We start from the raw sequence: 14,685 nt of genomic DNA on the forward strand, positions 1-14,685 counted from the left end.
TGCTTCCGGTGGGTGCCGGGCTTGCTCGGCACGCCGTCCGGAGGCGCAACCGATTCAGGCCTCGCGCAGCGCCAATGCCGGCGGCGTATGCAGGATCGCCCGCGTACCCCACCAACCCGCCAGCAGGCTCAAGCCGATGCCGACCACGCCGCCGATCAGCAGGCCCGGCCACGGCGGCAGCAACGGCAGCTCGAACACCTTCTGCGAGACCGCCACACCGATGGCAGCGGCCGCACCCACTGCAAGCAACGCGGCCAGCGTGCCCAGTGCGCCGAACTCCACCAGCACCGCACCGCGCAGCTGGCGCCGGGTCGCGCCCAGCGTGCGCAGCACCGCGCTGTCGTAGCGGCGCTCGCCCGCCGTGGCCTGCAGTGCGGCCAGCAGCACCAGCACGCCGGCCAGCAGGCTGAACACCATCACCAGCTGCACCGCCTGCGCGACCCGCTCCATCACATCGCGCACCTGCGAGATCACCGCGTCCACGTCCAGCAGCGACAGGTTGGGCTGCGCGCGCACCAGCTCGCCCAGCCCGGCCGCCTTGCCGGGCGGCAGATGGAACGCCGACAGCAGGTTGTGCGGGGTATCGCCCACCGCATTCGGATTCAGCAGCACGAAGAAGTTCGGCCGGAAGGTGTTCCAGTCCGCCTTGCGCACGCTGGTCACGGTGAACGCGCGCTCCTGCTCGCCGACTGCAATGGTGATGCGGTCGCCCGGATACACGCCGTAGCGCTTGGCCCAGCCGATTTCAACCGACGCCTCCGGCGCCCTGCTGTCGGGCGTCCAGAAGGTGCCGTTCATCAGCGTATTGGCGGGTGGGAAGCTGCTGCGCCAGCTGAAGTTCAACGGCCGGTTCTCGTCATCGTCATCGCGCTGGCCGCCCTGCGCCGGTTGCCCGTCCTGACCGGGCTCGCGGTCCACGCGCAACGGCGGCTTGCCGTTGATGGCGATCAGGCGGCCGGTCGCCATCGGTTCGATGCTGGCGTCGTTGGCCCCCAGTCCGCGCAGCGCGGCCAGCACGCTGTCACGCTGTTCGGGCTGGATGTTGATCAGGAAGTAGTTCGGCGTGTCCGCCGGCAGCCGCTCGCGCCACTGCTGCAGCAGGCCGGGGCCGGTCACAGCCAGCAGCAACAGCGCACACAGCGACAGCGACAGCCCCACCAGCTGCATCACGGCCAGCAGGCGGCGCCGCGTCAGGGCGGCCAGACCCAGCCGCCAGTGGCCGTGCAGGCGGTGCTGCAGGCCGCGCAGCAGCTGCAGCAGCACGAAGCCGACCACGCCGGCGGCCAGCGCCAGCGCTGCCAGGCCGCCCAGCACCCACAACGCCAGTTTGAGGTCGCCGGTGACCTGAACCGCCAGCAGCAGGCTGGCCGCCAGTGCCGCCACGTAGGCCAGCAGCGAGGCCGGCGGCAGGGCGGCGAAGGAGCGGTTGAGTACGCGCATCGGCGGCACCCCGCGCAGGCGCAGCAGCGGCGGCAGGCCGAAGCCGAACAGCAGCAACAGGCCGATGCCGGCGCCGGTCAGCGCCGGCATTGCCTCGGGCAGCGGCAAGCGCTGCGGCACCAGGCTGCCCAGTACCTGCACCAGACCTTCCTGCGCCGCCATGCCCAGGCCGATGCCGAGTGCGCAGGCCGGCACCGCCAGCATCAGCAGCTGCAGTGCCAGACCGGACAGAATGTCGCGCTGGCGCGCGCCCAGGCAGCGCAGGATCGCCACCTGGTCGATGCGGCGCAGCGCGAAGCGGTTGGCCGCCAGCGCTGTGGCCACGCCGGCCAGCAGCACCGCAAGCAGCGCGCTGAGGCCGAGGAAGCGTCCGGCAAGATCAAAGGCCTGGCGCACACCGCGCTGGGTGTCGTCCACGCTCAGCAGGCGAAGGCCCTTCACCTGCGGCAGCAGCCATTGCCGCAGCGCGGCGATCTGGTCGGCTGCTCCGGCGAACATCAGCCGGTAGTTGATGCGGCTGCCAGGGCCGAGCAGTCCGGTGCCCTCCACATCGGCGCGGTTGACCAGCAGGGTGGGGGAGAGGGTCAGCAGGTCGCCGCCGGCATCGGGCTCGGCCTCGATGATGCCGGCGATGCGCAGCGTGCCGGCGCCGAATTCGAGGTCATCGCCGGCCTTCAGCCCAAGCCCCTGCAGCAGGCGCGGGTCGGCATAGGCCTGGCCCTTGGGCGGCATGCCGGCCTCGGCGATCAGGGCGCCGCCGGGTGTGGCCCGCACCCGCAGCGTGCCGCGCAGCGGATAGCCCGCCTGCACCGCCTTGATGCTGGCCATCTGGCTGGCATCGCCGTTGAACAGCACGCTGCCGAAACTGGCGATACGGGTGTGGGCCAGTCCACGCCGCTGTGCCTCGTCGGCGAACGCCTGCGGCGGGTCATCGCGCCCGGCGATGCCGAGGTCGCCGCCGAGCATTTCCGCCGCGCTACCGGTCAGCGCCAGGTTGACCCGGTTCACCAGGGTCCCGACCGCGGTCATCACCGCTACGCCCAGTACCAGCGCGGCGAACACCGTCAGCAGGTCGCCGGCCAGCGCCTCGCGGCGCAGCGCGCGCCACGCGTGCCTCAGCAGGTTCATGCCTGCGCCCCGCGCTCGACCGGCAGCAGGCGGCCGTCGTCGATGCGGTGGATGTACTGGCAACGCTGGGCCAGGCGCAGGTCGTGGGTGACCAGCACCAGGGTGGTGCCGCTGCCGGCGTTGAGTTCGAACAGCAGGTCGCTGATGTGCTGGCCGGTGGCATGGTCCAGCGAGCCGGTCGGTTCATCGGCGAACAGGATGCGCGGGCGGGTGACGAAGGCACGTGCCAGCGCCACGCGCTGCTGCTCGCCGCCGGACAGCTGGCGCGGGTAGTGGCGGGCACGATGAGCCAGGCCGACCTGGGCCAGCACCTCGTCCACCCGCGCGCGGTCCTCGCGCCCGGCCAGCTCCAGTGGCAGTGCGACGTTCTCGGCGGCGGTCAGTGCCGGCAGCAGGTGGAAACTCTGGAACACGAAGCCGACCTCACGCGCGCGCAGCTGGGCGCGTGTTTCCTCATCCAGTGTCGCCAGATTCTGGCCGGCCAGGCTGATATGGCCGCGGCTGGGCAGGTCCAGCCCGGCCAGCAGGCCGAGCAGGGTGGTCTTGCCGGAACCGGAGGCGCCGACGATGGCCGCGCTGGTGCCTTCATGGACGGTCAGGGTGATGTTGTCCAGTATGTGGACTTCACCCTCCGGGCCCTGCACGGATTTGCCGACCTGGTCGACGGCGATGGCAACGGACGCGCTGCGGGGGGACAGGCTGTCGATGAGGAGACTCCAATGCGCAAGACGGGATGGAGCCGGCGAGCCGGCGTGATGATGGTGCTGCTGCTAGGGTTCCTGCTGCTGCCCGGGCTGGCCTGTGCCAAAGGTCCGGCCGGCACCGTGCTGGTCCTCGGCGACAGCCTCAGTGCAGCCCACAATATCCCTGCCGACGCCGGCTGGGTCAGCCTGCTGCAGCAGCGGGTCAGGCAGCAGTCGAAAACGCCGGCGCGCATCGTCAACGCCAGCATGAGCGGGGAGACCACCGCCGGTGCGCTGACCCGCCTGCCGGGCCTGCTGGCCAAGGAGAAGCCGACCGTGGTGGTGATTGCCCTTGGCGGCAATGACGCGCTGCGCGGACTGACCCCGGCGCAGGTGCAGGGCAACCTGGAAAGGATGGTGCAGGCCAGCCAGAAGGCCGGGGCCAAGGTGCTGCTGCTGGGCATCGACGTACCGCCCAACTACGGGCCGGCCTACCGCCAGCGTCTGGCGGCGGCGTACAAGGCGTTGTCCACGCAGTACAAGGTGCCGCTGCTGCCGTTCCTGCTGGAGGGTGTGGCCCTGCAGCCGGGCATGATGCAGGCCGACGGCCTGCATCCGACCGCACAGGCGCAGCCAAAGGTGCTGGACAACGTCTGGCCGCTGCTCAGGCCGCTGCTCTGAACCGTTTGTGTACCTCTTGACGGAACTTCACATCGCGTCCACCGTCGATCCGGCATGTTTCACAAAGCTGAAGTTAGAGGGAATCACATGCGTCAGACGAAGGAGACCTCCGGCTTGGTGCTGGTGGTCGAAGACAACCGCAACATCTCCGAGATGATCGGGGAATACCTGGAAGGTCGCGGCTTCGAAGTCGACTATGCACAGGACGGCCTGGATGGCTACCGCCTTGCGGCGGAGAACAGCTATGACGTCGTGGTGCTCGACTTGATGTTGCCGCGCCTGGATGGCATCGAAGTGTGCCGTCGCCTGCGCAACGATGCGCGCAAGTCCACCCCGGTGCTGATGCTCACGGCACGCGACACGCTGGACGACAAGCTCACCGGCCTCGGTTTCGGCGCCGATGACTACCTGACCAAGCCGTTCGCGATCCAGGAGCTGGAAGCCCGCCTGCGCGCGCTGATCCGCCGCGAGCGTCGTCAGGTCGGTTCGGAAGTGCTGAAGGTCGCCGACCTTGTGCTCGATCCGGTCAGCATGCGTGCCACCCGTGCCGGTACCGAACTGCAGCTGTCGCCGATCGGCCTGCGCCTGTTGACCATCCTGATGCGCGAATCGCCGCGCGTGGTCACCCGCCAGGAGATTGAACGCGAGATCTGGGGCAACGGCCTGCCGGATTCGGACACCCTGCGCAGCCACCTGTACAACCTGCGCAAGATCATCGACAAGCCGTTCGACCGTCCGCTGCTGCATACCGTGCAGAGCGCCGGCTACCGCATTGCCGACATCGCCCAGCCGATGGCCTGAGCAGGGCCACTACAGGTGCAGGAACAGGCGTGGCCGGGCAATGGCCACGCACCCGGGCAGGTGATGACCGGTCGGCAGCGCCGCCGGTCAGCCCCCGTGCACGACTACGGCGCAGAGCGCTGCCTATAATCGCAGCGCTCTGACCGGGATACCGCAATGCCGCACGGCCTGCCGCGCAAGATCCGTATCGCTTTCATCCTGCAGGCAGTGCTGGCCAGCCTGGGCATCCTGCTGGGCGCGTGGCTGGTCTCGCTGGTGATCAAGCACAGCCTGGTCGGCGCCGCCCTGCGCGAGGAGGCGGCGTACTTCTGGACGCTGCACGAGGCCTCGCCGGTGCAGCCGCCGCCCAACACCCAGAACATCCGTGGCTACCTGCTGGAAAGCGGGCAGTCGGCCCTGTCGTTGCCGGCCAACCTGCGCAATCTTGAGCCCGGCTTCCACGAGCTGCCCAAGGACGACCAGCTGGTGCTGGTCGATGTGCGCCCGGCCGGCCGCCTGTACCTGGTGTTCCTGCGCTCGCGCGCGGAGATGCTGGCGTTCTGGTTCGGCATCGTACCGGTGCTGCTGACCCTGCTTGCGGTGTATGGCGCCAGCTGGGTCACCTATCGGGCCTCCAAGCGCCTGGTGTCGCCGGTGAACTGGCTGGCGCGGCGCGTCTCACGCTGGGACCCGGGCCACCCGGAGGCGGCCGACCTGGAGCCGAACAAGCTGCCGGCGGACATGCAGGGCGAGACCCGGCAGCTGGCGGCCGCACTGCATTCGCTGGCCAACCGGGTCAGCGCACACGTGGCGCGCGAGCGCAATTTCACCCGCGACGCCAGCCACGAACTGCGCACGCCGCTGACCGTGATTCGCGTTGCCAGCGACATGGCGCTTGGCGATGACAGCCTGGAGCCGCGCCTGCGCCGCAGCCTGCAGCGCATCCAGCGCGCCGGCCGTGACATGGAGGCGGTGATCGATGCGTTCCTGATCCTGGCCCGCGAGGCCGATGTCGAGCCGCAGATCGAACTGTTCGACGTCAACGACATCGTCCGCTACGAAGTGGACAACGCCAACGAGTTGCTGGGTACGCGCCCGGTGTCGGTGCATCTGCACAGCGATGGGCCGGTGCAGCTGCATGCGCCGCCGCGGGTGCTGCAGGTGGTGGTCAGCAATCTGGTGCGCAACGCCTGCAGCTACACCGACGAAGGGCGCATCGACGTGCATGTGTACAACGATCGGGTGGTGGTGCGCGATACCGGCATCGGCATGTCCGCCGAGGCACTGTCGCGGGCCTTCGAACCGTTCTACCGCGCCGAGCCGAGCCGCCCGCAGGGCACCGGCCTGGGCCTGTCGATCGTGCGCCGGCTGTGCGACCGCTTCGGCTGGAAGGTCAGCCTGGCCAGCGAGCCGGGGCAGGGCACCGAGGCCACGGTGATGTTCCGGTAGAGGGATTTTGCCGGGCTGCGCCCGGCACCCGCCGAGGCAACATCAACATCAAAAGCGGGCATTCCGTGGAATGGCGGGGCGGTGTGGGTTTGCAGGACACGCCGTAAACCCGTCCATGGCGCCAACGGTCCTGCAAACCCGCACCGCCCCGCCTTCGACAGATTCCCGCGATTCGCAGTAAAGCCACGCCATGCGTGGATGGGGTTGCTCAGTTGCAGTTGACCTTCGGCGCCAGCGCCCTGGTCCAGATCGCATACCCGGCCGGGGTCATGTGCAGCATGTCCTCGCGGAACAGCGACGCATCCGGCTGGCCATCCGCGCCCAGCATCGGCGTGTAGATGTCGGTGAAACCCGTGTTGGGCAGCTTGGCCAGGGCGGCCTTGATCAGCGTGTTGGCCTCGTTGATCGCCGGCAGCAGATGCGCACGCGACGGGCTCGGCTTGATCGACAGGTACTCCACCTTGGTCTTCGGCAGGTCGCGATGCACGCGCTGCACGAAGGCAACCACATCGTCGCGCACCTGCACGGCGCTGCGGCCGCTGTTGAGGTCGTTGTCACCGGCGTAGAAGAACACCTTGCACGGCGCATACGGCACCACGATCTGGCCGGCATACCAGGTGCTGTCACGCACTTCCGAGCCGCCGAAGCCACGGTTGAACACCGGCTGGCCGGGGAAGTCGGTGGCCAGGCTCTCCCAGAAGCGGATGGAGGAGCTGCCGATGAACTCGATGCCACCGCGCGGCGGCGGGCTGGCCTGGTCGGCGCTGGCGAAGCGGGCCATGTCGCCGGCCCAGGCCACGTTGGAGACCTGCTCGGGCACGCGCGGCGGCCTGGCCGGGCCCAGCGCATGGGCCAGGGGGGCGGCGGTCAGCAGGCCCAGCATCAGCAGGCAGGTACGGCGACGGGACATCAGGCGCTCCAGCAGGGAAGGGGAACGCCATCATAGAAGCTGGGGCGGGCCGGGGCTTGCCCCTGGCAGTCCATTCACCGGGCCGGTGCGAGGGATGCGGCTGGCGGCCTTGTGGCAAAATGGCGGCCATCTGCCCATCCCTGTGCACCCATGATTCCCTGCCGTGCGTCTGAGCGGTCGCTGCGCCGCGCCCCTGTTGCTGGATGTTCCACCCGTGGCTGATCAGTTCGGCCATCTGCCCCGCGGCCCGCGCCGCATCTTCCAGGCCGCCCGCTGGTCCTGGCAGGGCCTGCGCGCTGCCTGGCTGCATGAGTCCTCGTTCCGGCTGGAGGTCTACCTGCTGATCCTGCTGACTCCGGTCGCGATCTGGCTGGGCCAGACCCCGGTCGAGCGCGCGCTGCTGATCGGCTCGATGCTGCTGGTGCTGGCGATGGAACTGGCCAACTCGGCCATCGAGGCGGTGATCGAACGTTACGGCAGCGAGATCCACGAGCTGGCCGGCCGCGCCAAGGACATGGGCTCGGCGGCAGTCTTCGTGCTGATGATGAACGTGCTTCTGTGCTGGTCGCTGGTCGTGGTCCCGCATGCAATGGCCGGCAATTACGGCTGATCCCCATTCCCCCACTGCCCTGAAGAGTTTCCATGTCCTTTGAGTTCCTCGCCGACCCCAATGCCTGGGTGACCCTGTTCACGCTCAGCGCGCTGGAAATCGTGCTCGGCATCGACAACCTGGTGTTCATTTCCATCGCCGTCAGCAAACTGCCCGAAGAGCGCCGCCCGTTCGCGCGCAAGCTCGGCATCGCGGTGGCCTGCATCACCCGTATTGGCCTGCTGGTGTCGCTGGCGTATCTGGCACATATGGCGGCCAACCTGTTCACGGTGGCCGGCATGGGCATCTCCATCCGTGACCTGGTGCTGATCGTCGGCGGCCTGTTCCTGATCATCAAGGGCTGCATGGAGATCAAGGAACTGATCAGCGGTGGCGAGGACGAAGACCCCAGCACCACCAAGGCCTCGGCCGTGTTCGGCTACGTGATCGCGCAGATCGCGGTGATCGACATCGTGTTCTCGCTGGACTCGGTGATCACCGCCGTCGGCATCGCCGACCACATCCCGGTGATGGTGGCCGCCATCCTGCTGTCGGTGCTGGTGATGCTGCTGGCCGCCAACCCGCTGGGCCGCTTCATCGATGCCAACCCGACCGTGAAGATGCTGGCCCTGGCCTTCATCCTGATGATCGGCGCGGTGCTGATCCTGGACGGCCTGGACGTGCACGTGCCCAAGCCCTACATCTACGCCGCGATGGGCTTCTCGGTGCTGGTCGAGTGGCTGAACCTGCTGATGCGCCGTCGCGCCCGCGAGCACAACGTGCCGGGTGCTGGTAACTGGTAACCGCGCCACTGGCGTGTGTGTCCCTCGGAACCCCCGGCATGCCGGGGGTTCTGCGTTGTGGGGGCTCGGCTTCACTATGGCGCTGCGTTTTTTGCACTTGTAGCGGGTTTCCGGGCCCCACTTGTGAACCTGGATCAACAGTGTTTTCCCGGGGCGAGGCTTAATCCGGCACAGCAAAGCGCGCAGGCTACGCACTCCCGAATCCCGCCCCCAGGACCCCCCATGAATTCCAGAGCCGCCTTGCTGGCGCTTGCCGTCGGCGCCTTCGCCATCGGAACCACCGAGTTTGCCCCGATGGGCCTGCTGCCGGTCATCGCCGACGGCGTGGGCGTCGGCATTCCCACCGCCGGCATGCTGATCACCGCCTATGCCGTCGGCGTGATGCTGGGTGCCCCGGTGATGACCCTGCTGATGGGCCGTTTCGGCAAGCGCACCGCGCTGATGTTGCTGATGTCGATCTTCGTGGTCGGCAACCTGCTCTCGGCACTGGCCCCGAACTACGGCCTGCTGTTGCTGTCGCGTCTGGTCACCAGCCTCAATCACGGTGCCTTCTTCGGCATCGGTGCGGTGGTCGCCGCCAGCCTGGTACCGAAGGAAAAGCAGGCCGCGGCCGTGGCCACCATGTTCATGGGCCTGACCATCGCCAACATCGGTGGCGTGCCGCTGGCAACCTGGGTGGGCCAGCAGCTGGGCTGGCGCCTGTCCTTCGCCGGTACTGCGGTGCTGGGCCTGGTCGCGATCACCGCGCTGGGCTTCGCGCTGCCGGCGTCCGCGCCGGGACCGCGCCCGGACGTGCGCCGTGAACTGAAGGCGATCCTGCAACCGCAGGTGCTGCTGGCGATGGCCACCACCGTGCTCGGCGCCGGTGCGATGTTCACCCTCTATACCTACGTCGCACCGGTACTGACCGAGTTGACCGGCGCCTCCAACGCCTTCATCGCGATGTCGCTGGCCCTGATCGGCATCGGCTTCACCTTCGGCAACGGCATCGGCGGGCGCATGGCGGACTGGTCGCTGGATGGCGCCACGCGCATCCTGCTGGCGGTCCTGGCCGTACTCATGTTCGTGCTGCCACTGGCCTTCATGCACCATGCCACTGCGGCGCTGGGCGTGCTGCTGTTCGGCGCAGCGACCTTCGCCATCGTGCCGCCGCTGCAGATCCGGGTGATGCAGGCGGCCAGCGAGGCGCCGGGCCTGGCGTCGTCGATCAACGTCGGTGCGTTCAACCTGGGCAATGCGGTGGGTGCCGCGCTGGGTGGTGCGGTGATCAGTTCGGGGCTGGGTTACGCCGCGATTCCGGTGGCAGGTGGCCTGTTGGCGGCCGCGGGGTTGCTGCTGGCGTGGCTGGGGCGTCCGCGCACTGCGGTGGCTGAAGCCTGCTGAGGGGAGAGGGTTTCCGGCAGGGCTTGCAGCCCGGCACCCGCTGCAATCAACGTCAACGTCAAAAGCTGGCTATCCGTGGGATGGCGGGGTGGGTCAGTTTGCGGGGGACGCCGCAAGTACGTCCGTGTAGGCTCGGTCGCGCCATCCATGGCGCTCACGCCCCCGCAAACTGACCCACCCCGCCTTCGACAGTTTTCCGCGATCTGTCGGAACGGCGTCCCGCTCTGGTAGGTGTCGACCTTGGTCGACACGAATGCCTGAAGAACCGCGTTTTGCTTTTGATTTTTCTTTTGATCTTCCCGCGGTGCGCAGGAAATTGTCCGTGGCCGGGAGGGTGGGTTGGCTGGGGGCGTGAGCGCCATGGATGGCGCGACCGAGCCTACAGGGACGTATTCACGGCGTCCCCCAGCCAACCCACCCTCCCGGCCAACCCCGATATCCAGCAAACACAACACCGCGGAGGGGGCGGCGCCCGATGGCCGGTCTTTCACCCGAACCGTGGCATGCTCGGCGCCAAGTCCACCTGGAACCTCCGCCATGCGCCTGTTCACCCGTGTCCTGCCCCTGATGCTGCTGGCCTCCCTGCTGTCCGGCTGCGGCTACAACGCCATCCAGCAGAAGGATGAAGCGGTCAAGGCCAGCTGGTCGGAGGTCATCAACCAGTACAAGCGCCGCGCCGACCTGGTGCCCAATCTGGTGCAGACCGTGAAGGGCTTCGCCAGCCAGGAAGAACGCGTGCTGACCGAAGTCACCAACGCTCGTTCGCGTGTCGGCCAGATCAACGTCAATGCCGACGACGAAGCCTCGCTCAAGCAGTTCCAGCAGGCCCAGGGCGAACTCGGCAGCGCGCTGTCGCGGCTGCTGGTGGTCACCGAGAACTACCCGGAGCTGAAGTCCAACCAGAACTTCCGCGACCTGCAGGCGCAGCTGGAAGGTACCGAGAACCGGGTCACCGTCGCCCGCGGCCGTTACATCCAGCAGGTGCAGGACTACAACACCTTCATCCGCTCGTTCCCGCAGGTGATCACCGCCAAGATCTTCGGCTACAAGACCAAGCCGAATTTCACGGTGGAAAACGAAGCGCAGATCTCCAACGCGCCGGCGGTCGATTTCGGCAACACGCCGCAGCAGCAGCCGGCACCGCAGCCGGGGCACTGATCGATGCGCCTGGCCATTGCGCTGCTGGCCCTGCTGCTGTGGCTGCCGCTGGCCTCGCATGCACAGCAGTTGGCGCCGGTTCCTGCGCTGGATTCGCCGGTGGTCGATACCACCGGCACGCTGGATGCCACGCAGAAGCAGGCGCTGGTGCAGCAGGCGATCGAGTTGCAGCAGCGCAAGGGCAGCCAGCTGCAGGTGCTGGTGGTGCCCACTACCCAGCCGGAGGACATCGCGCAGTACACCACGCGGGTCTTCGACCAATGGCAGATCGGCCGCAAGGGCGTGGATGACGGCGTGCTGCTGGTGGTGGCCAAGGACGACCGGCGCGTGCGCATCGAGCCGGGCTACGGTCTTGAAGGTGCAATCCCCGATGCCATCGCCAACCGGGTCATCCAGGAATACCTGGTGCCGCGCTTCCGCGGCGGCGACTATGCCGGCGGCATCACCGATGCCACGGCCGTGCTGGTCAAGCTGATCGACGGCGAAGCACTGCCTGCGCCGGTCAGCAGCCAGCGTGGCCGCGAGCCCGAGGGTGGCGGTGATACCTGGTTCCTGGCGCTGTTCATCGGTGTGTTCGCTGGCAGCATCCTGCGCGGCGTGTTCTCGCGCGTGCCGCGTCCGCTGCGTGGCCTGCTCGGCGGTGCCGGTGCGGCGCTGGCGGCGTTCCTGTTCACCTCCACGCTGCTGGCCAGTGGCCTGGCAGGCGTCGTAGGGCTGATCGTGGCCATGCTCTCCGGTCACCCGGGCCGCTTTGCCGGTGGTGGTGGCTGGGGAGGTGGCAGCTGGGGCGGCGGAGGCGGCTTCGGCGGGGGCGGTGGATTCGGTGGCGGCGGCGGCTGGGGTGGCGGTGGTGGCCGCTCCGGTGGTGGCGGTGCTTCGGGGGGCTGGTGATGATCCAACGACTGTGTCGTCATGTGTTTTCGCCGTCGGTACGGCGCGCGTTCCCGCCGGCCACACTGCAGGCGATCACCGAGGCCATCGCAGCCGGTGAGCAGCGCCACGGCGGGCAGGTGATGTTCGCGGTGGAAGCGGACCTGCCGCTGGCCGCGCTGTGGCACAAGGTCACCCCGCGCCAAGCCGCCGAGCATGCGTTTGCGCGCCTGCGCACCTGGGATACCACCCACAACAATGGCGTTCTGATCTACCTGCTGCTGGCTGACCATGCCATCGAGATCGTTGCCGACCGTGGCCTGCAGGGCCGGGTCAGCGCCGCACAGTGGCAGCGGGTCTGCACCCACCTGCGCGAGGGCCTGCGTGGTTCCCATCCGGTGGAGGCGCTGCAGGATGCCATCGACGAGGTCTCCAGCCTGATCGAAGGGCACTTTCCGGCCTCGACGCGGTCGAACGATGACGCGTTGCCGAACTCGCCCCAGCTCCTTGGTTGAGCCGGGGCGGCGCTGGCCCGAGAATAGGCGTTCAACCGCAAGGCACCTTCCATGATCTATTTCCACGACATCGACCCCATCGCCCTCTCGCTGGGGCCGATCAAGGTGCATTGGTACGGCATCATGTACCTGCTCGGCTTCACCGCCGCCTGGCTGCTGGGGCGCAAGCGGATCGCCGACGGGCGCCTGCCGGGGGTCGATGCCAACGGCTTCTCCGACCTGCTGTTCTACGCCATGCTCGGCGTGGTGCTGGGCGGGCGCGTCGGCTACATGCTGTTCTACGCGCTGGGTGATTTCCTGCACAACCCGCTGCTGCTGTTCAAGGTATGGGATGGCGGCATGAGCTTCCACGGCGGCCTGCTGGGCGTCGTGGTTGCGTGCTGGTGGTGGTCGCGCCGCAACCGTCTGCACCTGTTCGACACTGTTGATTTCATCGCCCCACTGGTGCCGATCGGCCTGGCTTTGGGTCGGGTTGGCAATTTCATCGGTGCCGAGTTGTGGGGCAAGTACACCGACGGTACCTGGGGCGTGGTGTTCCCGTCCGGCCTGCCGGCTCCGCTGAACCAGCTCGACCACGCGACCCTGCAGGCGCAATTTGCAACCGGTGCGCTGAACCAGTACGCGCGCCACCCTTCGCAGCTATATGAGGCGGCACTGGAAGGCCTGGTGATGTTCACCGTGCTGTGGTGGGTCTCGGCCAAGCCGCGTCATCGCTATGTGGTATCGGGCCTGTTCGCACTGATGTACGGCATCTTCCGTTTCGGCCTCGAGTTCGTGCGCATGCCCGACAACGGCGTCTACATCGCCTTCGGCTGGCTGACCAAGGGCCAGATCCTCAGCCTGCCGCTGATCGCCTTCGGCCTGGTGCTGCTGGTGATGTCCCGTCGTGCGCCGGTACTGCAGCCGCAGCTGCCGGTGGCTGCCGAGGGCAAGGCATGAAGGCTTACCTGGACCTGCTCTCGCACGTGCTCGAGCACGGCGCCGAGAAGAGCGATCGCACCGGCACCGGCACCCGCAGCGTGTTCGGCTGGCAGATGCGTTTCAACCTGGCCGAAGGCTTCCCGCTGGTCACCACCAAGAAACTGCACCTGCGCTCGATCATCCATGAGCTGCTGTGGTTCCTGAAAGGCGACACCAACATCGGTTACCTGAAGGACAACCAGGTGCGGATCTGGGACGAGTGGGCCGACGCGAAAGGCGACCTCGGCCCGGTCTACGGCAAGCAGTGGCGCAGCTGGGCCACCGCCGATGGCAGCGAGATCGACCAGATGCAGTGGCTGGTGGACGAGATCAAGCGCAATCCCGATTCGCGGCGGCTGGTGGTCAGTGCCTGGAACGTGGGCGAGCTTTCGCAGATGGCGCTGATGCCGTGCCACAACCTGTTCCAGTTCTACGTGGTGGACGGCAAGCTCAGCTGCCAGCTGTACCAGCGCAGCGGCGACATCTTCCTCGGCGTGCCGTTCAACATCGCCAGTTACGCGCTGCTGACCCACATGGTGGCGCAGGCCACCGGCCTGGGCGTGGGTGATTTCGTGCATACGCTGGGCGATGCGCACCTGTATTCGAACCACTTCGAGCAGGCGCGCGAGCAGCTGTCGCGTGAACCGCGCGCGCTGCCCAAGCTGTGGTTGAACCCGGAGGTGACCGACCTGTTCGGCTTCCAGTTCGACGACATCCGCATCGACGGCTACGATCCGCACCCGGCGATCAAGGCGCCGGTGGCGGTATGAGTACCCGCCTGATTTCCAGCGGCCTGCTGGCGCTGTGCGGCATGCTGCCGCTGGCCATGGTGCAGGCCGGACCGGCCGATGCGCTGTCGTTGGCCCGGCAGGTCAATGAGCAGATCGTGCACAAGCACATGCGCGAGGAAGTGCAGGCGTTCGCTGGGGCATTCAACGGCAGCACGATGATGCCCCAGGATGTGCCGGAAGGCTGCCGGGCGCAGATGCGTGAGGCGGTAACCGGCATGTACAAGGCGATGACCGAGCACCTGAAGGCCGGTATCGAAGATCCGGCCTATCAGCGCACGCTCGAGCAGCAGCTTGCCACCGTCTATTCCAGTGACCAGTTGCAGGCATTTCTGGCACGTCGTGCCAGCACCGACACGGCTGCGTTGTCGGCAGACATCCTGTCGGGACCGGGCCTGAAAGATATCGAAGAGGCGCAGAAGCAGAAGATCCTCGGTGGCCTGGATGAGCACTCCACGTCCAGCCCTGCGCTGGCGGCGGCGTTGCAGGCCGCCAGTGCCGCCAACGCTGCCTGCGAACGCCTGCAGATCGACGCCAGCTGAGGAGGT

Annotated in this window: 15 protein-coding genes; 12 read left to right on the forward strand and 3 right to left on the reverse strand. The window is 67.7% G+C overall.

Annotated elements, in window-relative coordinates; translation table 11 throughout:
- Positions 1–54: 54 nt before the first annotated feature.
- Positions 55–2,568 carry an FtsX-like permease family protein gene (locus R1H25_RS07180; protein ID WP_317223174.1) on the reverse strand — a complete coding sequence of 838 codons (2,514 nt, stop codon included), beginning with the start codon at positions 2,566–2,568 and terminating at the stop codon, positions 55–57.
- Positions 2,565–3,212 (reverse strand): ABC transporter ATP-binding protein, encoded by a 648-nt coding sequence (locus tag R1H25_RS07185; protein WP_049448979.1) that lies wholly within the window; start codon positions 3,210–3,212, stop codon positions 2,565–2,567. The genes R1H25_RS07180 and R1H25_RS07185 overlap by 4 nt, the downstream gene beginning before the upstream one ends.
- Before the next feature lie 75 nt (positions 3,213–3,287).
- Here R1H25_RS07185 and R1H25_RS07190 point away from each other — a divergent pair, with 75 nt between their 5' ends.
- The 3 genes from R1H25_RS07190 to R1H25_RS07200 all read left to right on the forward strand — a co-directional run bounded on the left by R1H25_RS07190 (position 3,288) and on the right by R1H25_RS07200 (position 6,161).
- A complete protein-coding gene (locus tag R1H25_RS07190; protein ID WP_049448981.1) occupies positions 3,288–3,932 on the forward strand; it encodes an arylesterase in 645 nt (214 codons plus the stop codon).
- Positions 3,933–4,019: 87 nt separating this feature from the next.
- Positions 4,020–4,733: a response regulator transcription factor gene (locus R1H25_RS07195; protein ID WP_002811889.1), complete on the forward strand. Its 714-nt coding sequence runs from the start codon at positions 4,020–4,022 to the stop codon at positions 4,731–4,733.
- Positions 4,734–4,889: 156 nt separating this feature from the next.
- Entirely contained in the window at positions 4,890–6,161 is a 1,272-nt protein-coding gene (locus R1H25_RS07200) for a HAMP domain-containing sensor histidine kinase (protein ID WP_057501062.1), read from the forward strand.
- Positions 6,162–6,369: 208 nt separating this feature from the next.
- Here R1H25_RS07200 and R1H25_RS07205 read toward each other — a convergent pair whose 3' ends face one another.
- Positions 6,370–7,071, reverse strand: coding sequence for an SGNH/GDSL hydrolase family protein (locus R1H25_RS07205; RefSeq protein ID WP_317223175.1), 702 nt, complete (start codon positions 7,069–7,071; stop codon positions 6,370–6,372).
- Positions 7,072–7,285: 214 nt separating this feature from the next.
- Here R1H25_RS07205 and R1H25_RS07210 point away from each other — a divergent pair, with 214 nt between their 5' ends.
- The 9 genes from R1H25_RS07210 (at position 7,286) to R1H25_RS07250 (ending at position 14,679) form a co-directional block, all read left to right on the forward strand.
- Positions 7,286–7,681 carry a diacylglycerol kinase gene (locus R1H25_RS07210; protein WP_049447178.1) on the forward strand — a complete coding sequence of 132 codons (396 nt, stop codon included), beginning with the start codon at positions 7,286–7,288 and terminating at the stop codon, positions 7,679–7,681.
- Positions 7,682–7,713: 32 nt separating this feature from the next.
- Positions 7,714–8,463, forward strand: coding sequence for a TerC family protein (locus R1H25_RS07215; protein ID WP_005408127.1), 750 nt, complete (start codon positions 7,714–7,716; stop codon positions 8,461–8,463).
- A gap of 222 nt (positions 8,464–8,685) precedes the next feature.
- Positions 8,686–9,846: an MFS transporter gene (locus R1H25_RS07220; protein WP_317223176.1), complete on the forward strand. Its 1,161-nt coding sequence runs from the start codon at positions 8,686–8,688 to the stop codon at positions 9,844–9,846.
- Between the two features lie 537 nt (positions 9,847–10,383).
- A complete protein-coding gene (locus R1H25_RS07225; protein WP_317223177.1) occupies positions 10,384–11,004 on the forward strand; it encodes a LemA family protein in 621 nt (206 codons plus the stop codon).
- Between the two features lie 3 nt (positions 11,005–11,007).
- Positions 11,008–11,895, forward strand: a complete 888-nt coding sequence (locus R1H25_RS07230) for a TPM domain-containing protein (RefSeq protein WP_317223178.1) — start codon at positions 11,008–11,010, stop codon at positions 11,893–11,895.
- Positions 11,895–12,389 carry a TPM domain-containing protein gene (locus R1H25_RS07235; RefSeq protein WP_049446399.1) on the forward strand — a complete coding sequence of 165 codons (495 nt, stop codon included), beginning with the start codon at positions 11,895–11,897 and terminating at the stop codon, positions 12,387–12,389. Before R1H25_RS07230 ends, R1H25_RS07235 begins: the two co-directional genes overlap by 1 nt.
- Positions 12,390–12,440: 51 nt before the next feature.
- On the forward strand, positions 12,441–13,328 hold the full coding sequence (gene lgt, locus R1H25_RS07240; protein WP_317223179.1) for a prolipoprotein diacylglyceryl transferase: 888 nt from the start codon (positions 12,441–12,443) through the stop codon (positions 13,326–13,328).
- Complete coding sequence (locus R1H25_RS07245) at positions 13,325–14,119, forward strand: thymidylate synthase (RefSeq protein WP_317223180.1); 795 nt, start codon at positions 13,325–13,327, stop codon at positions 14,117–14,119. The genes lgt and R1H25_RS07245 overlap by 4 nt, the downstream gene beginning before the upstream one ends.
- Positions 14,116–14,679 carry a hypothetical protein gene (locus tag R1H25_RS07250; RefSeq protein ID WP_229302265.1) on the forward strand — a complete coding sequence of 188 codons (564 nt, stop codon included), beginning with the start codon at positions 14,116–14,118 and terminating at the stop codon, positions 14,677–14,679. Before R1H25_RS07245 ends, R1H25_RS07250 begins: the two co-directional genes overlap by 4 nt.
- The last annotated feature ends 6 nt before the right edge of the window (positions 14,680–14,685 follow it).

It is taken from the genome of Stenotrophomonas veracruzanensis, assembly GCF_032911525.1.
Classification (GTDB): Bacteria; Pseudomonadota; Gammaproteobacteria; order Xanthomonadales; family Xanthomonadaceae; genus Stenotrophomonas; species Stenotrophomonas africana.